This is a genomic window from Marivita sp. NO-S04 (genome assembly GCF_059070475.1).
Genome location: NZ_CM180980.1, coordinates 1,052,216 through 1,072,477, shown reverse-complemented (window position 1 = coordinate 1,072,477; position 20,262 = coordinate 1,052,216). Strand labels below are relative to the sequence as shown.

Below are 20,262 nucleotides of genomic sequence, written 5' to 3'. Positions count from 1 at the left end.
ATGATCCGGTGTAATTCGAAAGGTGGTGTCTCACCGAAGAATTCGACTCACCAGTGCGCAAAGACCTTTCGGAAGGAGCAGGCTTGGAGGCGGAAAAAAACAAACAAAGACAGGGCGAAGGGATCTCCCTGTCGCAAGACAAGCCGGTATCCGCGCCCCTTGTTCCAGCTCTGCGCCCGGTCGTGCCCAAGCCTGCCACAAAGCGTCGACTCTGGCTTTGGGGCGCTGCCGGGCTGCTGGGCCTGGCACTCGCTGGTTTCGTCTGGTCCCAGTTCTGGATGACGCGGCCAACAGCGGTCACGGTTGAGATCGCGGCCTTCGCCCCGGTTACGCGTGTGCTTGCGGTCAACGGCCGGATCGCGGCGGTGCGTTCCGTCGATGTGAGATCGGTTGTGTCTGGCAACCTGCTGGGGCTTCACGTTGCCGAGGGCGACATCGTGGAGAAAAACCAGATCCTGGCGCAAGTCGACGCGGCGGCGCAGAATGCCACTGTCCGGCAGGCCATGGCCGCATTGGACGCCGCCCTCGTGGCGCAGCAGCAGGCGACCGAAATCTATGAGCGCGCGGCCACACTGGGGAACAACATTCCCAGATCTGAACTGGAGGCGAACGCCTACGCCGTCCAGTCGTCAACACAGGAGGTCGCCCGCCTCACGGCCGCTCTGGATCAGGCGCAAATCGTTCTGGAGGATTATGCGATCCGTGCCCCTGTCGCCGGAACTGTTCTTGAACTGGACGCCGAAGAGGGGCAGATCGTTGGCCCCACCAGCCGCCTGCTGACCCTCGCCGATCTGAGCGAGATACTGGTCGAGGCCTATGTGGACGAGGCCTATGCAACCCAGATCGCCGTAGGCCAGCCCGCCGTGCTGCAACTGGCCGGTAACACCGGAACGCACCAGGGACAGGTCAGCTTCGTGTCAAACCGCGTGGATGAAGCGACCGGTGGGCTTGCCATCAAGATCAGCTTTGACACGCCTGTTGCGGCACCCGTCGGCTTGACGGTTACTACGAATATCATCGTGGACCAGCGCGATGCGGCGCTGACCGTGCCGCGCACCGCCTTGGTGAATGGTGACGCAGTTTTCGTGGTTGTGGACGGCGTGGCACAGCTGCACCCCGTGACGGTTGTCGAATGGCCCGCAGCACGATTGATTGCAACGGCGGGGCTGGAGGAAGGCAACGCCGTGATCGTCGATGCAACAGGCATCTCGGACGGTCAGTTGGTCGCCGTGGATGAACCCTGATGCTCTACGCGCTCAAGATTGCGACCCGTTACCTTACGGCCAACAAGGCGCAGACCGCCCTTCTGGTGTCAGGCGTCGCGGTAGGCGTGTTCATCTTCATCTTTATGTCGGCCCTAATAGGCGGTTTGGCCGAATTCATCCTTTCGCGCACCGTAGGTGACATTTCACATATCACCATAGAAGCGGAAACTGCCGACCCGGCCGTGCTGATCTTGCCAGAAGGACATGTACTGGTCGTCGCCGAACGGAGCCGCGCACGCGCTGCGAATCTGGCCGAGGCCGCCACGTGGTTGCCACTGATCGAGGCCGTTCCTGGCGTGCGCGCCGTCTCACCGCAGATCACAGGAGCCGGGTTTCTCACCCGCGGCGCGCAGGTTTCTCAGGTCAGCGTAACCGGAGTCGAGCCGGGGCGCGAATCCGCGATCCTTGATCTGGCAGGCTACATGGTTGCGGGAGATGTGCGGCTCGGCTCAGGGCTGATCGTTCTTGGACGTGACTTGGCCGATGATCTTGCGCTGTCGGTCGGTCAGTCACTTCGGCTCCAAAGTTCGAATGGCGTCACGTCAACGCTGACCCTCAGCGGCATATTCAAGACCGGCAATGGTGGGATGGACGGCGCACGTGCGTTTGTCAGTCTTTCGACCGCTCGAACATTGTTTTCCATGCCGCAAGGCGTCACGCGGATCGAGATCAAGCTGAACGATCTGAATGCCGCCGACGCCACTGCTCAGCGTATACGCGCCTTGACGGGGCTTGATGCCACGCCTTGGACGGACGGGGCTGAACAATTGATGGAGGCGCTGAATGCTCAGGCGCAGACCGGGTATTTCCTCAAGACATTCGCGCTTATCACCATCGTGATCGGAGTCGCCTCAGCGCTTTTGCTCTCCACCTATCGCCGCCGCCCCGAGATCGGGATCATGCGGGCGATGGGGGCAGGACGCGGGTTTGTGATCTTTGTCTTTGTTACGCAAGGGGCGTTGATCGGACTGATGGGCGGCGTCACGGGCGCAGCGCTGGGATATCTCGCACTGCTGCCCTTTCCCTCGCGTGACGCGTTCCAGCCGGGAACCCTGCCGATGGACATCACGCAAGGATCCTATGGTCTGGCTATTACACTCACGGTGATCGGCGCGATCCTGGCCTCGATCCTGCCTGCACGTTCGGCCGCACGGGTCGATCCGGTCACGGCGATCGGCCAATGAGCGCGCTTCTCGAGGTCCGCGACCTGTTCAAGACATACGGCACGGGAGAGGCGGCAACCCGGGTGCTGCGCGGCCTGTCGTTGTGCCTTGAGGCGGGTGAAATGGCAGCGCTTCTGGGTCCGTCCGGTTCAGGCAAAAGCACGCTCCTGACGATCCTGGGCACATTGATGAAGCCCACGTCCGGCAGTTACGAAATGCTCGGTCAGGACATGACCGCCGCAGATGACAAAGCGTTGACCGACTTTCGCAATGCCCATATCGGTTTCGTTTTCCAGTTCCACAACCTTCTGCCGGATTTTACTGCGCTGGAAAACGTGATCTTCCCCACCGCTGTACGTGATGGGCGCGAGACTCCCTCCGCCCGAGCGCGTGGCCGAGAATTGCTGTCCCGCATGGGGCTGGCTGACCGGATCGATTTCCCTTCAGCCAACCTATCGGGTGGGCAAAAACAGAGGGTCGCTGTTGCACGCGCCTTGATGAACAGTCCTGAACTGGTGCTGGCGGACGAGCCGACCGGCAACCTCGACCGCGCCTCAGCAAACCAGGTGATGGACCTGATCGAGCAGATCAACCATGAGGAAGGCACGACTTTCCTGATCTCGACCCATGACGAAAAGATTGCAGGTTTCTGTCGGCGCCAGATCGTGGTGGGCGATGGGGTTGTAACAGGGTAGTCTTGGATGACTGACCGCCTACTGCGCGGTATAGCCTCCGTCGACCAGATGGTAACTTCCGGTGATAAAGCTGGCCTGATCCGAAAGCAGGAAACAGGTCAGCGTCGACACCTCTGCGGCCTCACCAAGACGTCCGACCGGGTGCAGGGCGGCGATGCCGTCGAGTGCGGCTTCATCCAGGTGCTTTTCCAAAAGCGGCGTCGCGATGAATCCCGGACCGACCGCGTTTACCCGAACCCCGGCTTTGGCATATTCGATGGCGGCAACCTTTGTCAGGCCAACGACCCCATGTTTGGCAGCGACATAGGCTCCGGCCGTCGCAAAACCGACTGACCCAAGGATAGACGCCATATTGACGATCGCGCCGCCGCCTGCCCTGACCATTTCAGGAAGCCCAAAGCGCATGCCATGAAACACGCCGGTCAGGTTGACATCGATGACTTGTTGCCATCCATCCAGAGGGTATTCTCCAACCGGACGCGCTGGACCGCCAATACCGGCATTGTTAACAAGAAGGTGCAATCCACCCGTCTGCGCCACAGCGAACGCTACAAGGGCCTCCACATCAGTGGCGACACTTGTGTCGGTCTTGTGGGTGAAGGCGGTGCCACCGGACGCCTTGATCTGCTCGGCCACGGCAGACATCCCCGCTTCGTCCATATCCGCCAAGACCACTCTGGCCCCATAGCGTGCCAGGTCCTGCGCGATTGCCGCACCGATGCCCGACGCGGCACCGGTCAGGATGGCTGTCTTGTCGTCGAAATCAAATGTCATGATGGCTCTCCTGAAAATGGAAATGTTCAGGAGAGGATGCACAGGTTGCATCGCTGCGCGCTAACCTGTGTCAAGGCGGTCGCTTTCAATCTTGCCTGCCCTTGCCTAGGTTTCGGGCGAGGACAAATGCTGCGGTGAATGCAATCTGAGAGGCAAGGTCGGTTTCGCCGATTGCAGGTGCCGCTGGTTGAGACACCGGCGGATCAGTCAGTGTCTTTTTCGTAAAACGATTTCCGGCGAGGACCAGAAAGACCGCGGCCAAAACTGTCAATCCGAGGCCGATCAAAAAGGCCGCCGAAGCTTGTCCTACCGCTCTACTGAGCATGAGATACGCCCAGACCGTCAGGAACGCCACTCCTGCGGCTCCGGCCAGCACTCCGGCCAGAGCAAGCAGGATCGGCACCAACAAGTGTCGCGCGTCTTTTCTGACGCTGCGGCCAATGCTGTGCACGACGTCATCGACAATACCCATCACCGCCGCGAAAGGGTGCCAACCAGAAAACCCGCGCCCGCGGCGAGGCCAATTGTCATAAAAGGGTGAGATGCAACGGACACCTCCAGTTGCGCCTCTGCAGAGCGGCCCTTGCTTTCTGCATAATGCTTCGCTTCGTCAAAGCCTTCCGCGATGTCCGCTGCCATGTGGCTGCTTCGCCGTCCCGCGATCCCGCTGACAGTCTCAGCGAGCCGCGACATGTCCTGCCGAAGGGCGACCAATTGACGACTGACCGCCTCGATATCGGTTGCGGCGGTGGGCTGCGGGTTCGTCTTGCTATCAAGTGACATTTTGATTTCCTTTGGTTGTTCGAGATTGTGGTGTTGTGCCGTCGAACCTGGTGTCCGAGAACGGCTTTTATGCATCGCACATCATGTTTGGGCCGAAACCCGGACCACCTCTGCCGCCTGCTCGGTGGCTGTTCCTGAGAAACCCTCGTCGGATGCATCGGCCTCGGCCTTGGTCTTTTGAACCAGCTGGTCCTCGTGATGCGGCGGCCCGTAAACGGTGTACAGCTTGAGCGCCTTATGCCCTGTGCAGATCACATTGTGATGCGCACCCGCGGGCACGACGATACCGTCGCCAGCCTTGACCTTGTGCGTCACGCCGTCGATCACGACCATTCCCTTGCCCTCTTCGATGCGAAAGAACTGGTCCGTGTCAGCGTGTATCTCACCACCGATTTCCGTCCCAGGCTCAAGCGACATCATAACCAATTGCAGCTTGGTCCCAGAATAAAGAACGTGCCGGAAGTCGGTGTTCTCGTCCGTCAGTTCTTCGATATTCGCAACATATCCGATCATGGTGCCTCTCCGTTCATTTCATCGTCTGGTTCGAAGACATGACCCTGTGTGCCGCAGATAAATCTTCACCGCACTGATCGGCGTTAGCAGCATGATGCGTTTCACTTCGTTGCGGTGCGGTTGGCCATAATCCGCCTTTGGTCGAGCGTCCTCACCACAGGCGTCATGAATCGCGCAGCTTCGACTCATGGCCCGATGACGCGGCCATTCGCTGCGACCTATCACTGCCTAAAGCGGGCTTGGGATCAGATTTGGTGAACGTAGTTGCCAGGCGCCGCTACGATCGGGACCAAGCCCCTGTCTGGCGCACCGATGAAGGGTGCAGGCACAACACCGCTGCTTTTCTCTTCCAGCCAGGCCGTCCACGCGGGCCACCAAGAGCCCGGTTGCGGCGTATTTTGCGCGAACCATGCTTCGGGACCCACGTAAAGCGCCCCGGCCGTACGACGCGACATCCGATGGTGACCGCGCGCCAGCTTTGGCTCGTTGATAATCCCGCTGTTATGGCCCCCGCTTGTAAGAACAAAAGTCATATCGCAGTCGGTAAACAGCTGGGTTGTGTAGACGGACTTCCACGGCGCGATGTGGTCGGTTTCTGTGCCCACGGCGAATATCGGAGCCGAGATGTCCTTGAGCGCGATCACCCGTCCATTAACAGCAAACCGGCCTGCCGTCAGCCGGTTTTCAAGAAACAGGCCGCGCAGATATTCTGAATGCATTCGGGCTGGCATCCGGGTCGTGTCGGACACCCATACACCCATATCGGTCGGCAGGTCCTCTTTCCCAAGGTAATAGCGCCTTACGGCACGGGAATAGATAAGGTCTTCCGACCTGATAGCCGAAAAGGCTCGGGCCATCTGTGGGCGGTCAAGATAGCCTTTCTCCCACATCATGTCCTCAAGGAATGCGATCTGGCTTTCATCCAGAAACAACAGCAACTCGCCCGCCTCGGCAAAGTCGACCTGTGCTGCCATGAGCGAGATCGACGCCAGCCGTTCGTCGTTGTCACGCGCCATTGTGGCCGCCGCGATCGCGAGGATCGTGCCACCCAAGCAATAGCCAACCGCATGAACTTTGCGCTCCGGCACGATGGCATTCACCGCATCGAGAGCCGCGATCACGCCGCGTTCGCGGTAATCCTCCAGAGACAGGTCTGCTTGCTCGGCGGTCGGGTTGCACCACGAGATCATGAAGACGGTAAACCCCTGATCCACAAGGTATTTGACCATGGAATCGTGCGGCGAGAGATCAAGAATGTAGTACTTCATGATCCAGGCCGGAACGATCAGGATCGGCTCGGCCTGCACCTTATCGGTCTGAGGCGCATACTGGATCAACTCGAAAAGATCATTGCGGAACACCACCTCGCCGGGTGTACAGGCCAGATCCTTGCCGATCTGAAAGCCCTCTGGTGCGGGTTCATGGACCTGAGCAACGGTGTTTACAAAATCATGCATGAAGTTGCGCGCACCCTCAGCCAAATTTTTGCCGCGGCTCTTGCGCGTTTCCTCGATGATCTCGGGATTAAGGACGGGGAAATTGGACGGCGACAACAGGTCAAGCATCTGACGCGCCATGAAACGGGTCCTGTCTGCGTCCTCGGGGCGCAATCCGCGCAGATGGTCGGTAGCATAATCCCACCAGTCCTGCACCGCGAGAAACCCCTGCTGCATGTTTCTGAACGGCGGCTTTTCCCAACCGGGATGCCGGAAACGATGATCGTAGGCCTTTGGCACAAAGGCCGGTTGCGAGTCGCTGTTTGGCGAAAGCGACTGCCCCAACAGCCTTGTCATATTTTCCTGCGCGCGCTCGGCTAACTCAAGCTGGCGGCCCGGTGCCTGGGCCAGATGCTGTGCCCAATCGCTCCAGGCTTCGATGAACGCATGGGGGGACACGCCGGCCGACATGTAGGCGACCGCTGCCCGTGAGGCGCGATCAAGGTTTTCGTGCGGATGCGTCTTTGTTGACTCGGCTTGCTGCTGTGATGCAGTGGCGATCTTAGCGGGAAGCTGGACCCGCGGCGCGTCTCGCGCAGGTGCCTTGGTCTGCTGAGTGCGCTTGGTCATCTTTGCGATCCTATGCTTATGCGTTTTGTGTCTGAACGCCATCTTCCGCATTGATCTGTTCGGGCTGACCAAAGCCGGAGCGGCGCATACGCCCTGCGTGGCAAACGACCGTGTTGGTCGCATTGATGCAGGTTAGCGCCCACCGTCGCATAGAGTTCTATGCTTCTCAAAAGTGTTCCCCGCACGCTGCCGTTTTTGGCTGGTTGCCCGCGACAGGAAAGCAAAGAGGCCCCGTTTGACACCCAAACGCTCAGAACCGACACCGAAGATGGACCCTACCCGGGTCGGGAACGGCGCACAGGTGGATGATTGCGACTTGCCTCTCGATGGTGTCGTGCATGCCGTCCGAGGGGCGGTTGTAGATGTTGTCTTTGCCGGGCCCGACCTGCCGCCAATCAATTCTGCACTGGTGGTGGCATGGGACCGGCCAACTACCCTCATTCTCGAAGTCCACAGCCACCTCGACCGGAAAACCGTCCGTGCGGTGGCGTTGCAATCCACCGCCGGCCTTGCCCGTGGCGTGCCGGTGCAAGCCAGCGGCGTGCCGGTGATCGTGCCCGTGGGCGAAGCCGTTCTTGGAAGGCTTCTGGATGTCGTGGGTAACGTGCAGGACGACGGGCCTGCCCTTCCTGACGATACGCCGCGACGGTCGATCCACGCCTTGCCACCGCTTCTGAAATCGCAGACTGGCGCCACCGACGTGTTCGAGACGGGGATCAAGGTGATCGACCTGCTGACGCCGATGGCGCAGGGCGGCAAGGCCGCGATGTTCGGCGGCGCGGGCGTGGGCAAAACCGTTCTGGTGATGGAACTGATCCGCGCCATGGTCGAGAAATATGAAAGTATCTCCGTCTTCGCGGGCGTCGGTGAGAGATCGCGCGAGGGCCATGAGCTGCTGACCGAAATGCAGGACTCGGGCGTGCTGGAGCGCACTGTGCTGGTCTACGGTCAGATGAACGAGCCACCCGGCGCGCGCTGGCGGGCTCCGCTCACAGCCTTGACGATTTCAGAATACTTCCGCGACCAGAAGCACAAGAACGTCCTTCTTCTGATGGATAACGTGTTCCGCTTTGTTCAGGCCGGGGCCGAGGTCTCGAGCCTTCTGGGCCGCCTGCCCTCGCGCGTGGGCTACCAGCCAACACTCGCCACGGAAGTGGCGGGGCTGCAAGAACGGATAGCGTCAGTGGCAGGCTCTGCCGTGACCGCCATTCAGGCCGTCTATGTGCCAGCCGACGATTTCACTGACCCCGCGGTGACCACGATTTCCGGGCACATGGATTGCGTGATCATGCTGTCCCGCGCCCAGGCCTCCGAAGGGTTTTATCCGGCGATTGACCCGCTGGGGTCGTCATCGATGCTGCTCGATCCGCTGATTGTTGGTGAGGCGCATTACCAGACCGCCGAGGCGGTCCGGCAGACGCTGGCCCGGTTCCGCGAGTTGACTGACATCATTTCGCTGCTTGGGGTGGAGGAATTGGGCACTGCCGACCGCTTGATCGTCAAACGCGCACGCCGGTTGCAACGGTTCCTGACCCAGCCCTTCATGGTGACTGAGGCCTTTACTGGCACACCGGGCGCCAGCGTGCCACTCACCGAGACCCTCTCGGGGTGCCGCGCCATTCTGGACGGCGAAGCCGACGCGTGGTCCGAAAGCTCTCTCTACATGGTGGGTACGCTGGAGGACGCAAGAACGAAAGAGGCCGCTGCAAATGCCGACGCCGTCACCGACGCCGAGGAAGCAGCATGAGATTGCGGATCGTGACCCCCCTGTCCGTCGTTGTGGACGAGGATGCCGAAAGCTTGCGGGCCAAGGACGCCAGCGGCAGCTTCGGCATTCGGCCCGGCCACGCCCCATTCCTGACAGCGCTCTCGGTCTCCATCCTCAGTTGGAAGAGCGCCGGGCTCGAGCGGTTCTGCGCCTTGCGCGGTGGGGTGCTGACCGTGACTGGCGGCAGCACCGTCGGGATCGCCACCCGCGAGGCAGTGGCGGGCGACGATCTGGCCACGCTGGACGCGGAGGTGCTGACCCGGTTTCAGACCGACGCCGACGAAGAACGGGTTGAGCATGTCGAGACGATGCGACTGCAGATGAACGCCATCCGCCAGATGATCAGCGGGTTGCGTCGGGGCGCAGACACGGGAAAGTTCCGGTGACCGAAGACCCCTCTGAGCCCCCAGAGACCGATCCTCTCGTCGAGGAAATCCGCAAGCATCGCAGCCGGCGCGCACAGTGGCTGCGCGAAGGTGACATGTCCGTCGGGAGGCGTCTGGCGCAGATCGGCGTGCTGGGCTGGATCTTTGTGGTGCCGACACTGGCGGGCCTGTTCTTCGGACGCTGGCTCGATGCGCAATTCGAGACGGGCATCTTCTGGAGCGCCCCGATGATGCTGTTCGGGCTTTGCATAGGCGGCTGGACCGCCTGGAAATGGATGAACGCACGATGACATATCTCTCCACTCTCCCGCTCGTCGTCATTCTTCCGATCTGCTTTCTGGGCGGGCTTTTCATCGGATGGGGCTATTTCCGTGCGCTTCGCGAGACCGCCAACCTGATCGTGGGCGGAGACAAACCGCTCAGGGCGATCGCCCTGACCCTCGCGCGCATCTCGCTTCTGGCCACTGGCTTCTTCATCGCCGTTCTCGCAGGCGGCCTTGCCCTGTTGGCGGCCCTTGCGGGACTCCTCTGCGCCAAGTGGATCATGCTCCGCAGGATGCAGGAGATCCAAACATGAACTCTCCGCTCGACTCCACCGTTCTGTTCCAGATCGGACCGGTTCCGATCACACAAGCCATCGTCACGACATGGGCGATCATGGCAATACTGGTGATCGGGGCCTATGCCCTAACCCGCCGCTTAGACCTCAGACCAACCCGGCGGCAGGCCGCGCTGGAACTGATGGTCGCCACGCTCGACACCCAGATCACCGAGACGACGGGTGCTGCGCCCGCACCCTATCGCGGGTTCATTGGCACGCTCTTTGTGTTCATCCTAGTGGCGAATTGGTCCTCGCTTGTGCCGGGGATCGACCCTCCGACCGCACAGCTTGAAACCGATGCCGCCCTCGCCGTTCTGGTGTTCCTGTCCGTGATCTGGTTCGGCATACGCGCGGGCGGCGTTGGCGGCTGGCTGAAATCCTTTGCCGCACCAAACCCGGTGATGATCCCGCTGAACATCCTGCAAAGCCTGACGCGGGTCTTTTCCATGTTCGTCCGCCTGTTCGGCAACGTGATGAGTGGGGTGTTCGTCATCGGCATCGTCGCCTCGCTGGCAGGGCTGCTGGTGCCGATCCCGCTGATGGCGCTCGATCTGCTGACCGGGCTGGTGCAGGCCTACATCTTCGCGGTGCTGGCGATGGTGTTCATTACCTCTGCGGTCGAGGACGGCGCACCCAAAACCGATCTGTCCCAAAAGAAAAAGGATACATGATGGACTACGCTGCCATTGCCAGCATTTTCTGCGCCGCCTTTGCGGTCGCCTTTGGCGCAATAGGTCCCGCCCTTGCCGAAGGGCGCGCCGTCGCCGCCGCGATGGACGCCATTGCCCGACAGCCTGACGCTGCAAATACGATTTCGCGCACGCTGTTCGTTGGGCTTGCGATGATCGAGACGACGGCAATCTATTGTCTGGTGATCGCGCTCCTGCTGCTCTTCGCCAACCCGCTACTGGCATGAGCGCATGACCCTCGATTGGTGGGGACTGGGTCTTCAAGCCATCAACGTCCTGATCCTCGTCTGGTTGCTCAGCCGCGTGTTCTGGCGTCCGGTTGCCGGGGCCATCACCCGGCGGCAGGAAACGGCGCAGGCCCTGTTGGAGGAAGGCAAGACAGCACAAGCGAAAGCCGACGCTGCGCTGGCCGAGGTGGTTGAGACCCGAGTAGGAATCGCTGCGGAACGCGATGCCATACGTACCGAGGCCAAGGCGGCAGCCGACACAGTCGCGAAAGCCACGCTGAAGGATGCGCAAACCAAGGCAGACACTCTGATCGCTGCCGCGCACACCGCCATTGACCGCGACCGAAACACCGCGCGGCAAGAGAACGCAACGAGGTCTGCCGAATTGTCGGTCGAGATTGCAGCCCGGCTTCTGGGACGGTTCAACACGCCTGCGGTTCAGACGACGTTCCTTGCGCAACTTGTCGAGGCGATCGCGGACATGTCAGCCTCCGACCGTGCGGCGCTGATAGCCTCGGGAGATGGCATCGAGATCGTCACAGCGACAGCCCCGGAGGGTGCGGAAAGGGTCGAGATAGAACACGCGGTAAAGGATGTGTTGGGCGGCACGCCCAGCGTTCGTCTTGCCACCGATCCTAGCCTGATCGCCGGACTGGAACTGCGCAGCGGGCATTTCGTGCTTCACAACAGCTGGCGGGCCGATCTGGAGACTATCCTGAAGGAGGTCGAGAATGCCGCCTGACGCGCCAGACTGGTTCGCCTCGGCGCAAGACGCGGTGCGGCGCGCGGCACTGGGTCCGCGACCCGAACACAGTGGCCGCGTCGAAGAGATCGGGGACGGTGTGGCGATGATCTCGGGCTTGCGCGATGTGCGGTTGGACGAGGTTCTGCGGTTCGAGGGCGGCCAATTCGGGTTCGCTCGGGTTCTGGACCCCGATCTGATTGGCTGCGTGTTCATCGACGCCGCGACCAAGGTCGAGGCAGGCGACGCCGTCTTCGGTACGGGCGAAGTCGTGAGCGTGCCTGTGGGCGACGCCCTACTCGGGCGTATCGTCGACCCGCTCGGCCGCCCGTTGGACGGCAAGGGGGCAATTGAGGCTGAAGAGCACTGGCCGATCGAGCGCCCTGCCCCGTCGATCATCGAACGCGATCTCGTGACCCAGCCGGTGCAAACCGGGATACTCGTGATGGACACACTGTTCGCGCTTGGCCGGGGTCAGCGCGAGTTGATCGTCGGCGACCATTCCACTGGAAAGACGACGTTAGCTGTCGACGCGATGATAGCGCAGCGCGACAGCGACATGATCTGCGTCTATGTCGCCGTGGGGCAAAAGACATCCCGCGTGCGCCGCGCCATCGACGCGCTGCAGGCGCATGGGAATTTCGCGCGCTGCATCGTGATGGTCGCAGGCTCCGCCTCGGCGCCCGGGCCGCAATGGATCGCACCCTATGCGGGCATCACGATGGCGGAATACTTCCGCGACAAGGGCGGTCACGCCCTCGTGGTGATTGACGATCTGTCCAAACACGCCGCCACTCATCGTGAGATCGCCCTTCTGACCCGACAATCTCCGGGGCGCGAGGCCTATCCGGGGGACGTATTCTACATCCACGCCCGCCTGCTGGAACGAGCGGCCAAGCTGTCAAAGGCACGTGGCGGCGGCTCCCTGACCGCCTTGCCGATTGCGGAAACCGATGTCGGGAACCTGTCGGCCTATATCCCGACCAACCTGATCTCGATCACCGACGGGCAGATCGTGCTGGATGCCGATCTGTTCCATCAGGGGCAAAAACCGGCAGTGGATGTGGGACTAAGCGTCAGCCGTGTGGGAGGCAAGACCCAGGCGCCTGTGCTGCGCGAGGCGGCCGGCACGCTGCGGCTCGACTATGCGCAGTTTCTGGAACTCGAGGTGTTTACCCGGTTCGGGGGCATGCCCGAAGGTCGGGTCCGCGATCAACTCAGGCGCGGGAAAAGGATCCGCGCAATCCTGCGTCAGCCGCAGAATGCACCCCTTCGCCTGGCCGATGAGGTGGCGATCCTTCTCGCCTTGCAGTCAGGGCTGCTGGACCCCCTGTCACTTGATGCTGTTGCCGCCTTTCGGGATGAACTGCCGGATATCCTTGACCGGGACGCCGCCGATGCGTTGCGCATCCTTTCCGAGACCAGAGACCTGAATGAGACGGCCCGGGCTGCCCTGATGGCCGCGATGACCCGCCTTGCGACGCAGCTTGGCGATACGGAGCCAGCGACATGACCGAACGACTGGCCGATGTCAGCGCCCGGATCGACGGCATTCGCCAGTTGGGGGCCGTGGTAAACGCGATGAAGGGCATCGCCGCGGCGCGCGCCAACACCGCCCGCGCAGCGATCAAAGCCGTCGACAGCTATGCCGCGACAATTGCAACCGCCATATCCGAAGCACTTGGCCCCGCGAGTCCTGCATCATCGGCCAATACCTCCGAAAGCCAAGCCGACGGCAGCATCGGTCTTTTGGTGTTCTGCGCCGAACAGGGCTTCGCCGGGGCCTTCAGTGAACGCGTTCTGGACAGCATCGAAGGCGACCTGTCGGCCAGCACCCTCTGTCTGATCGGCACCCGCGGCCTGTCCATCGCCGCGGCGCGAGGGCTCGGTCCGGTCTGGTCTGCGCCGATGTCCTCGCACACGCCCGGCATCCCTAAACTGGCCGATCAGATTACCAAGGCGATCTACCGCGCCCTGGGCGAGGGTCGTTTTGAGCGTATGGATATGATCCATGCCGGATGGGCCTCCGGGCAACCTCAAGTCGTCCGGCAGGGTTTGCTGCCGGTCGATCTGTCGGCCCTGCCGCCGCCCGGGGCGACACGTCCGCTGACCCAGCTTCCAACGGACGCCCTGATCAGCAGTCTCAGCGGGGACTATCTCCATGCCCTGGTGTGCAAGGCGGCACTGCATGCCTTTGCCGCAGAGAACGAGGCACGCATGGAGGCCATGTCCGCCGCAGGCAGCCAGATCACGCGCGAGCTGGGCGAATTCGAGGCGACGCTGCGCCAGGTACGACAGGAAGCGATCACAGCCGAAATCATCGAACTGGGGACTGGCACGGCGTCCGCGCGCGACGCAAGGTAGCTTCTTTCAATACCAATGTTGCCGAGGTGTTTTGGGCCTGACTGATCTGGGTCAGCGCGCGGGTACAGAGTTTGAGCCATGTTTGGACTGCCGAAAGCTTGGCCGTCGCCAGCTTCGGTTCAACAGGTGCGTCACCTACGGCCAATTGCGGCCAGGAAAACAGCGCCAGCAAGGATCCCACCATGGCTTATGCCCCCGAACAACTCCGACAGGACCCGCAATACGAGGCTTTTCTTTACGCGCCGCTCGGAGAGGACCACCAAGGTCTTTCTGTCACGGTTCTATCGATGCTGGCTCGGCTGGGTGTAGACCCTTGGACCGAGGCGGCGGATCTTTCCAAATTGCCACGACGCGCTGCGCAGCAGAGGCTAGAAGCGCTGATTGGCAAGTTCCGTGACGTGTCGACCCAAGTCTCGGATCGCGGCAGGATCGCTTTGAAGCTTCTTGCCTTTCTTCCCAAGCCGGCGAAGTCGACAAGTTCGGTTTCGGAGAGTGCGGCACCAAAACTTGTGATCCCGCTGCGAAAGCCTTGGTTCCCTTGGGTCGTCGCGGCCGCGTTGATTTTCATCTGGATCACTATGCTCGCTCAAGGCCAGTGACATGAGCTGCTTATCCCAACACCACCGCTGGAAAGGAGCCCGCCATGATAGCGAATGACACGCTCTGGGACCTGGAAGAACGCTTCTGGACACAAGGCGCCGACAGTGCGCGACACATGACTGCAAAGGGTGCTGTCTTCGTCTTGCCCTTGCCTGCCGGTATTCTCCAGGGCGACGCGCTCTGGAGGGAAAAAGACGTCGCCCAGCGATGGCGGTCAATTGTGATGAGCGAGCGGTATTTGTCTCGCGAGAAGAACCTTGCCGTCCTCGCGTATCGCGTTTCCGCCGAACGGGGCGAAGAGCCAATCTACGAGGCGCTCTGCACCTCGACCTACCTGAACGATGAGGGCACATGGCTGCGTCTGGTACACCAGCAAACGCCTATCAGGGATGAGAACGAAGGGTGACATTCGGAGGTGAACGGCATGGCCCGGTTTGTGCTGATGCTCTGAAGAATCCTGACGGCTTACTCGCTCCACGGGTGAACGTGAACATCGCGCCCCGAGTGCCCCTTCATGATCTTTACGGCAAGTTCTTCTCGCGTTTTGTCATGCACGCGCACCCACAGCAATATGCCGCCGTGTTCGATCTGGTCCGCGTAATAGTCTTTGTGATGCTTGCCAACCCGCCGGGCCAACAAAGCCCCGATCACCACCGCAGGCAGGCCGCCTATCGCGATGGCCGCGATCGAGGCCGCAAGCGTGCTTGCCGCCGTCATCATTGCGGCCATTGCAACATATGATCCCAGGAAAAAGAACCCGCCGGCGATACCGCCCTGCAACTCGCCGATAGCCTCTTCGGAGACGAATGCTGCCCGAGGTGCCTCTGGGTCATCTTCCAGATCTGACGACCGCCAAAATGCCTTGCCCAACTTTTCCTCCAACGCCTCCTGTTTGCCCAAGAGACTCATGTCATACCGACTGAAGCCAACCATCCGCAGATCGTAGAAAGCCTTCTGAAGGTCTTCGAACGTGTCGAAGACACCGACGGCCTCCGGGATATTGATGACCGTTGTTTTGTGGTTCGAAGCTTCACTGCGCGCCATCGGTTTCTCCGTCTTTGCGGGTGTAATTTGGCGACAATTCTAGACGCATCAGTCCTTCCGGATACTGATGCAGATCAGTAGGGCGGCAGGCCAGGCATGGCGGGCTGCAACCTCCGCTAACCTCCGTCAGTCCGCCATCTGTCATCCTCGGCTAGCCTTGTAACAACAGCCGTACACCAGATCGCGGCCCCTGCTGGCAAAGGACGACGTCGATGGAACCCCCCACCCCGCCCGTTACAGAAACTGCATCCCGCTTCCACTTCCCTTCTGCTTATACCATCCTGTTCGCACTGATCGTGATCATCGCTGGCCTGACCTGGGTGATCCCGGCCGGTCAGTATGAACGCGCGGCGTCCGAAGCGCTTGGCAAAGACGTGCCGGTGGCGGGAACCTACGCGCCCACCGACGCAAATCCGCAGGGCTTCTTCGACGTTATCCAGGCACCCATCGCAGGGTTCTACGATCCGGGCAGCTACTCTGCCAATGCCATCGACGTCGCGCTCTTCGTCCTCATGATCGGCGGGTTCATCGGTGTTGTGACAGCCACGGGCGCCATCGATGCGGGCATCAAGCGTGCGATGGCCCGGCTCAAGGGGCGGGAGAAATGGATGATCCCGATCCTCATGGCGCTCTTTGCGGCAGGCGGCTCGACTGAACCGCCCCGGGTTTACCGGAGAGTAAAACACTCAAAGGATGAGCCCTATGACAAAGCAGAGATTCACCCCCGCCTATCCGGCCGAGCTTCGCGAACGCGGTGTTCGGATGTTTCGAGAGAACCGTACCGATTATTCCAGCGATACGGCCGCCTATAAGGCCATCGCGCCGAAGCTTGGCTGTTCGCCGGACAGTCTGCGGGTCTGGTGTCAGCAGGCCGAACGCGATGCCGGGCAGCGGGCCGGTCTGACAAGTGCCGAGAAGGATCGGATCAAGGAACTTGAGCGTGAGGTCCGTGAACTGCGCCAGGCCAACGAGATCCTGAAGAAGGCCAGCGCATATTTCGCAGCGGCGGAGCTCGACCGCCCATTCCGCAAATGATCGCGTTCATTGATGATCACCGTTGTGTCCATGGTGTCGGGCCGATCTGCCGGGTTCTGGGGATCGCACCATCGACTTATTACGCCTTCAAGGCCGTGGAGCGTGATCCGGATCTGGCATCGGACCGGGCCAGGCAGGATCAGCTGGACATGGCTGCGATCAAGCAGGCCTTCGAGGGCAGCCGGGGCCGATATGGCGCGCGCAAGGTCTGGCACCAGCTACGCCGCAGTGGCCATGATATCGCCCGCTGCACGGTGGAGAGGTTGATGCAGGTCATGGGATTACAAGGCGTTGTGCGGGGCAAGAAGGTGATCACCACCAACCCCGATACGGCACAACCTTGCCCGCACGATAAGGTAAACCGAGCCTTCGTGGCGGACATGCCAAACCAGCTTTGGGTCAGCGACTTCACCTATGTTTCCAGCTGGCAAGGAATGGTCTACGTGGCTTTCATCATCGACGTCTTCGCCCGCAAGATCGTTGGCTGGCGGGTCTCGACCTCGATGACGACTGGTTTCGTCTTGGATGCCCTGAACCAGGCCATCTGCCAGAGGGCGCCGTCTGAGGCTGACAAATTGATCCATCACAGTGATCGTGGCAGCCAATACCTGTCGATCCGATACACCGAGCGGCTCGCAGAGGCCGGCATCGATACCTCGGTCGGAAGCGTCGGCGATTCCTATGATAATGCCCTCGCCGAAAGCATCATCGGCCTGTTCAAGACCGAGGTCATCAAGTTCCTCGGCCCCTGGAAGTCGGTCGGTCAGGTCGAATGGGAAACTCTGAAATGGGTCGACTGGTATAACAACACCCGCCTTCACAGCGCCGTCGGTTACATCACGCCACAAGAAGCAGAGGAGGCATTCTACGCAAGCTTGAACGCTGACGAAAAAGCAGCCTAACTATTGAACCAGAAACTCTCCGGTAAACCCGGGGCGGTTCAATCGTTTCTCAGCAATTACCCTCTGGATACCAGTATGAGCCGTCGTGGGAATTGTCATGACAACGCGGTCGCAGAAAGCTTCTTCCAGCTTTTGAAACGGGAGCGCATCAGGCGGCGAACCTACACCACGCGCGACGCAGCAAGGCAGGATGTGTTCGACTACATCGAGATGTTTTGCAACCCGACACGCAAGCACACGAACAATGGCATGCTGTCGCCAGTTGACTATGAAACAGAACAGCAGAAATTGAACGAAGCAGGTGTCTAGAAATCTAGGGGCACCTCACACCTCGTAGATACTTCTTGATGGTGTTGCGCGAAATACCCGTGCGCCGAGCAATCACGCGAATAGGCATCTTGTCTCGCAGCGCCCATGTCCTGATAACCTTCAAAAATCCCCTGTCGATCACTCCCAATACCCCCAGCTGGTTCAAGCCGGGGCAAGGTTGCACATGGGTCAATTCTCAGTGACGATCAACACTGATATCCATCAGCACAACATAGCAGATTCCTTGCAAGTCTGCTCCGTAAGCTGCAGCCGCATCCCCCGGCTAGCACTTGTCGGAGAGGTCAATACCCTATGACGGACGACCAAATGCATTCAGGCATGGCCGCGCTGACCATCTGCGAAGCCTTGCTTCTCGCGCTGAATGACGCGCGGATTTTGCCCGAGAAAGAAATCATGGGTGTTCTCACGGATGCTGCTGCAACCCATGAGAACACAGTCGGGTCCGAGGCCGATACAGTAAAACACCGCACCGCTGCCGCACTGATCCGTCGGATCATCGCCGAAGGGAATTCAGTTCGCAGACCGTGACTTGGCGCATGCCCTCATTCTGTGACCCTCCGTATCAGAAGCACGGCCCTCTAAGAGAGGAGAAAAACAATGAAATATATTGAAAAAACGGCCACTTCGTCTTCACCTGAGTCGCGAAAGGTGACAGATGATCTCAACAACCACAGCACCAAGAAACACGCACAAGACGACCCCCAAGCAGTAGACGACAGCGGTGAAAAGGTCGACCGGCCCGGCTTTGATCTGAGTGGATCGTCTGATGACACACATGCCGGGACCGGGTTGGACCTTGGCAATGCTGCGTTCCAAACACGCGGTGACAGACGGCTTCCCGGACGCCGGGCTGACAACAAGCTGACGATCCCTCGCTGGTGTGGCCCCGAGCCCGATGACCCCACCAAGCCTTCCCAAAAACTGGCACGCCGCAAAACGTAAGTTCCGATGAACGCTCTCCAGATCGCAACGCTACTGATCGTCTTCGCCGGGGCGTTTGGAGCAATTAATCACATCGTCTTCCGCTTGCCATCGGCGATCGGCATCCTGATCGTTGCCTTTATCGCATCCCTTGGCGTTCTTGGTCTGGACGGGCATTGTTGCAAAAGTCTGACGACGAAGGATTCACTTCGCGAATCCATGGCGTTAGACGCGGTGCATGAGCAAGCCATCTCCCGCCCGCTATCGCACGACGAACTGGTCCAGCTACAACGCGTCACTCAGGAAGCGGGGGTCTCTGCTCATCTGGGTCGACAAGGACATGACCTGGCGCGCGCCGCGTGACAGTCGACCCGGACGTCCGGCGGTGTTTTCCGATGCGGCCATACAGTTCTGCTTATCGATCAAAGTCCTGTTCAAGTTGCCGTTGCGCCAGACCGCCGGAATGGTGGCCAGCCTGCTGCGACTGGCCGGCCTGGACTGGCCCGTGCCGGACTTTTCCACGCTGTGCCGCAGGCAAAAGACCTTGGCCGTCCAGGTCCCGTATCGCCGTGCGGACGGCCCGCTGAACCTGCTGGTCGACAGCACCGGGATCAAGTTCCTCGGCGATGGCGAATGGCAGGCCCGCAAGCACGGGGTGCAAGGCCGACGCCAATGGCGCAAAGTCCATCTGGCCATGGACACCACCACCTCGGACATCCGGGCAGTCGAGTTCACCCCCAGCCGCGACGGCGACAGCCCCGTGCTGCCCGACCTGCTCGGCCAGATCCCGGCAGGTGAGCAGATAGGCACGGTCACCGCCGACGGCGCCTACGACACACGCCGCTGCCACAAGGCCATCATCGAACGCGACGCCGTTCCGATCATCCCGATCCGAAAGAACGGACGTCTCTGGAAAGAAGACTGCCCGGCTGCACGCGCCCGCAACGACACCCTGCGCGCGACGCGATACTACGGGCGGGCGTTCTGGAAACGCTGGACCGGATACCACGCCCGCAACCGGATCGAGGCGAAGATGCGCTGCCTGAAATCCTTCGGCGAGCGTATCATGGCAAGAGACCCCGACCGACAGACCGCCGAAATCCACATCCGCATCGCCCTCATGAACCGCTTCAACGCCCTCGGCACCGCCGAGATCGTCCGCGTGGCATAACGTCAGCGGGGTAAGGGGACGTCACGCCTCAGGCCGGGGTAATGCAACAACGCCCTGCAACATCGTGTTGGCATCAGGTTCGCGGGCGGCAGAGATATAATAACCTGCCGAGGCACCGCTGACCAAAGCATCTAGGTTTCTAACAAGCGCTTTCTGCGCAGGGTCTTCCGTTAGGTAAAACGGAATCTGATTCTTGAATTGTTCCGCGTCGAATGTCATCCGC

General features: G+C 60.7%; 26 protein-coding genes, 2 pseudogenes and 1 other annotated feature. Of the genes and pseudogenes, 20 read left to right on the top strand and 8 right to left on the bottom strand.

Annotation, left to right across the window (positions count from 1 at the left end; genetic code table 11):
• Positions 1-83 precede the first annotated feature (83 nt).
• The 3 genes from ACK3EW_RS05785 to ACK3EW_RS05775 are packed head-to-tail and all read left to right on the top strand — an operon-like array spanning position 84 to position 3,123.
• Positions 84-1,244, top strand: coding sequence for an efflux RND transporter periplasmic adaptor subunit (locus ACK3EW_RS05785; RefSeq protein ID WP_493808821.1), 1,161 nt, complete (start codon positions 84-86; stop codon positions 1,242-1,244).
• Positions 1,244-2,449 carry an ABC transporter permease gene (locus ACK3EW_RS05780; protein WP_493808820.1) on the top strand — a complete coding sequence of 402 codons (1,206 nt, stop codon included), beginning with the start codon at positions 1,244-1,246 and terminating at the stop codon, positions 2,447-2,449. Before ACK3EW_RS05785 ends, ACK3EW_RS05780 begins: the two co-directional genes overlap by 1 nt.
• On the top strand, positions 2,446-3,123 hold the full coding sequence (locus tag ACK3EW_RS05775) for an ABC transporter ATP-binding protein (RefSeq protein ID WP_493808819.1): 678 nt from the start codon (positions 2,446-2,448) through the stop codon (positions 3,121-3,123). The genes ACK3EW_RS05780 and ACK3EW_RS05775 overlap by 4 nt, the downstream gene beginning before the upstream one ends.
• Positions 3,124-3,141: 18 nt before the next feature.
• Here ACK3EW_RS05775 and ACK3EW_RS05770 read toward each other — a convergent pair whose 3' ends face one another.
• From ACK3EW_RS05770 to ACK3EW_RS05750, 5 genes are all read right to left on the bottom strand, one after another.
• On the bottom strand, positions 3,142-3,897 hold the full coding sequence (locus tag ACK3EW_RS05770; RefSeq protein WP_493808818.1) for an SDR family NAD(P)-dependent oxidoreductase: 756 nt from the start codon (positions 3,895-3,897) through the stop codon (positions 3,142-3,144).
• Positions 3,898-3,982: 85 nt separating this feature from the next.
• Complete coding sequence (locus ACK3EW_RS05765; protein ID WP_493808817.1) at positions 3,983-4,306, bottom strand: hypothetical protein; 324 nt, start codon at positions 4,304-4,306, stop codon at positions 3,983-3,985.
• 62 nt (positions 4,307-4,368) lie between these two features.
• Positions 4,369-4,680 (bottom strand): hypothetical protein, encoded by a 312-nt coding sequence (locus ACK3EW_RS05760; RefSeq protein ID WP_493808816.1) that lies wholly within the window; start codon positions 4,678-4,680, stop codon positions 4,369-4,371.
• 81 nt (positions 4,681-4,761) lie between these two features.
• Positions 4,762-5,193 (bottom strand): cupin domain-containing protein, encoded by a 432-nt coding sequence (locus tag ACK3EW_RS05755; protein ID WP_493808815.1) that lies wholly within the window; start codon positions 5,191-5,193, stop codon positions 4,762-4,764.
• Between the two features lie 245 nt (positions 5,194-5,438).
• On the bottom strand, positions 5,439-7,259 hold the full coding sequence (locus ACK3EW_RS05750) for a PHA/PHB synthase family protein (RefSeq protein WP_493808814.1): 1,821 nt from the start codon (positions 7,257-7,259) through the stop codon (positions 5,439-5,441).
• A 268-nt stretch (positions 7,260-7,527) separates the two neighbouring features.
• Between ACK3EW_RS05750 and atpD the strand changes: the two genes are divergently transcribed.
• From atpD to ACK3EW_RS05695, 11 genes are all read left to right on the top strand, one after another.
• Positions 7,528-9,006 carry a F0F1 ATP synthase subunit beta gene (atpD, locus tag ACK3EW_RS05745; RefSeq protein ID WP_493808813.1) on the top strand — a complete coding sequence of 493 codons (1,479 nt, stop codon included), beginning with the start codon at positions 7,528-7,530 and terminating at the stop codon, positions 9,004-9,006.
• On the top strand, positions 9,003-9,413 hold the full coding sequence (locus tag ACK3EW_RS05740; protein ID WP_493808812.1) for a F0F1 ATP synthase subunit epsilon: 411 nt from the start codon (positions 9,003-9,005) through the stop codon (positions 9,411-9,413). Before atpD ends, ACK3EW_RS05740 begins: the two co-directional genes overlap by 4 nt.
• A complete protein-coding gene (locus ACK3EW_RS05735) occupies positions 9,410-9,703 on the top strand; it encodes an AtpZ/AtpI family protein (protein ID WP_493808811.1) in 294 nt (97 codons plus the stop codon). Before ACK3EW_RS05740 ends, ACK3EW_RS05735 begins: the two co-directional genes overlap by 4 nt.
• The gene (locus tag ACK3EW_RS05730; protein ID WP_493808810.1) at positions 9,700-9,990 is read left to right on the top strand and encodes an N-ATPase subunit AtpR; all 291 of its coding nucleotides are present in this window, start codon (positions 9,700-9,702) and stop codon (positions 9,988-9,990) included. Before ACK3EW_RS05735 ends, ACK3EW_RS05730 begins: the two co-directional genes overlap by 4 nt.
• A complete protein-coding gene (locus tag ACK3EW_RS05725; protein WP_493808809.1) occupies positions 9,987-10,685 on the top strand; it encodes a F0F1 ATP synthase subunit A in 699 nt (232 codons plus the stop codon). Before ACK3EW_RS05730 ends, ACK3EW_RS05725 begins: the two co-directional genes overlap by 4 nt.
• The gene (locus tag ACK3EW_RS05720; RefSeq protein WP_416882424.1) at positions 10,682-10,930 is read left to right on the top strand and encodes a F0F1 ATP synthase subunit C; all 249 of its coding nucleotides are present in this window, start codon (positions 10,682-10,684) and stop codon (positions 10,928-10,930) included. The genes ACK3EW_RS05725 and ACK3EW_RS05720 overlap by 4 nt, the downstream gene beginning before the upstream one ends.
• 4 nt (positions 10,931-10,934) lie before the next feature.
• Positions 10,935-11,672 carry a F0F1 ATP synthase subunit delta gene (locus ACK3EW_RS05715; protein WP_493808808.1) on the top strand — a complete coding sequence of 246 codons (738 nt, stop codon included), beginning with the start codon at positions 10,935-10,937 and terminating at the stop codon, positions 11,670-11,672.
• Positions 11,662-13,185: a F0F1 ATP synthase subunit alpha gene (locus ACK3EW_RS05710; protein WP_493808807.1), complete on the top strand. Its 1,524-nt coding sequence runs from the start codon at positions 11,662-11,664 to the stop codon at positions 13,183-13,185. Before ACK3EW_RS05715 ends, ACK3EW_RS05710 begins: the two co-directional genes overlap by 11 nt.
• Positions 13,182-14,036, top strand: a complete 855-nt coding sequence (locus ACK3EW_RS05705) for a F0F1 ATP synthase subunit gamma (protein WP_493808806.1) — start codon at positions 13,182-13,184, stop codon at positions 14,034-14,036. Before ACK3EW_RS05710 ends, ACK3EW_RS05705 begins: the two co-directional genes overlap by 4 nt.
• A 182-nt stretch (positions 14,037-14,218) precedes the next feature.
• Entirely contained in the window at positions 14,219-14,635 is a 417-nt protein-coding gene (locus ACK3EW_RS05700) for a hypothetical protein (RefSeq protein ID WP_493808805.1), read from the top strand.
• Positions 14,636-14,679: 44 nt separating this feature from the next.
• Positions 14,680-15,042: a hypothetical protein gene (locus ACK3EW_RS05695; RefSeq protein WP_493808804.1), complete on the top strand. Its 363-nt coding sequence runs from the start codon at positions 14,680-14,682 to the stop codon at positions 15,040-15,042.
• Between the two features lie 59 nt (positions 15,043-15,101).
• On the opposite strand, the gene ACK3EW_RS05690 is transcribed toward ACK3EW_RS05695, so the two are convergent.
• Complete coding sequence (locus ACK3EW_RS05690; RefSeq protein ID WP_493808803.1) at positions 15,102-15,680, bottom strand: hypothetical protein; 579 nt, start codon at positions 15,678-15,680, stop codon at positions 15,102-15,104.
• Between the two features lie 212 nt (positions 15,681-15,892).
• Here ACK3EW_RS05690 and ACK3EW_RS05685 point away from each other — a divergent pair, with 212 nt between their 5' ends.
• The 3 genes and pseudogenes from ACK3EW_RS05685 to ACK3EW_RS05675 all read left to right on the top strand — a co-directional run.
• A complete protein-coding gene (locus ACK3EW_RS05685) occupies positions 15,893-16,492 on the top strand; it encodes a hypothetical protein (protein ID WP_493808802.1) in 600 nt (199 codons plus the stop codon).
• Positions 16,383-17,617, top strand: a protein-coding gene (locus tag ACK3EW_RS05680; protein WP_493808251.1) for an IS3 family transposase whose coding sequence is annotated in 2 segments (ribosomal slippage) — positions 16,383-16,683 and positions 16,683-17,617 — 1,236 coding nt in all. Because the reading frame shifts where the segments join, the coding sequence is not laid out codon by codon here. The genes ACK3EW_RS05685 and ACK3EW_RS05680 overlap by 110 nt, the downstream gene beginning before the upstream one ends.
• Positions 16,670-16,786, top strand: a sequence feature (AL1L pseudoknot). Its footprint overlaps the gene before it by 117 nt.
• 42 nt (positions 17,618-17,659) lie before the next feature.
• Positions 17,660-17,926 (top strand): annotated as a pseudogene (locus ACK3EW_RS05675) (IS3 family transposase); the annotation flags it as partial.
• A 22-nt stretch (positions 17,927-17,948) separates the two neighbouring features.
• Here the strand turns inward: ACK3EW_RS05675 and ACK3EW_RS05670 are convergent.
• A pseudogene (locus ACK3EW_RS05670) lies at positions 17,949-18,068 on the bottom strand (helix-turn-helix domain-containing protein); the annotation flags it as partial.
• Between the two features lie 170 nt (positions 18,069-18,238).
• Between ACK3EW_RS05670 and ACK3EW_RS05665 the strand changes: the two are divergent.
• The 3 genes from ACK3EW_RS05665 to ACK3EW_RS05655 all read left to right on the top strand — a co-directional run bounded on the left by ACK3EW_RS05665 (position 18,239) and on the right by ACK3EW_RS05655 (position 20,039).
• Complete coding sequence (locus tag ACK3EW_RS05665; RefSeq protein WP_493808801.1) at positions 18,239-18,475, top strand: hypothetical protein; 237 nt, start codon at positions 18,239-18,241, stop codon at positions 18,473-18,475.
• A gap of 69 nt (positions 18,476-18,544) precedes the next feature.
• Positions 18,545-18,889 carry a hypothetical protein gene (locus tag ACK3EW_RS05660; protein WP_493808800.1) on the top strand — a complete coding sequence of 115 codons (345 nt, stop codon included), beginning with the start codon at positions 18,545-18,547 and terminating at the stop codon, positions 18,887-18,889.
• Between the two features lie 217 nt (positions 18,890-19,106).
• A complete protein-coding gene (locus tag ACK3EW_RS05655) occupies positions 19,107-20,039 on the top strand; it encodes an IS5 family transposase (RefSeq protein ID WP_493806415.1) in 933 nt (310 codons plus the stop codon).
• A gap of 21 nt (positions 20,040-20,060) precedes the next feature.
• On the opposite strand, the gene ACK3EW_RS05650 is transcribed toward ACK3EW_RS05655, so the two are convergent.
• A complete protein-coding gene (locus tag ACK3EW_RS05650) occupies positions 20,061-20,258 on the bottom strand; it encodes a hypothetical protein (RefSeq protein WP_493808799.1) in 198 nt (65 codons plus the stop codon).
• Positions 20,259-20,262: the final 4 nt, after the last annotated feature.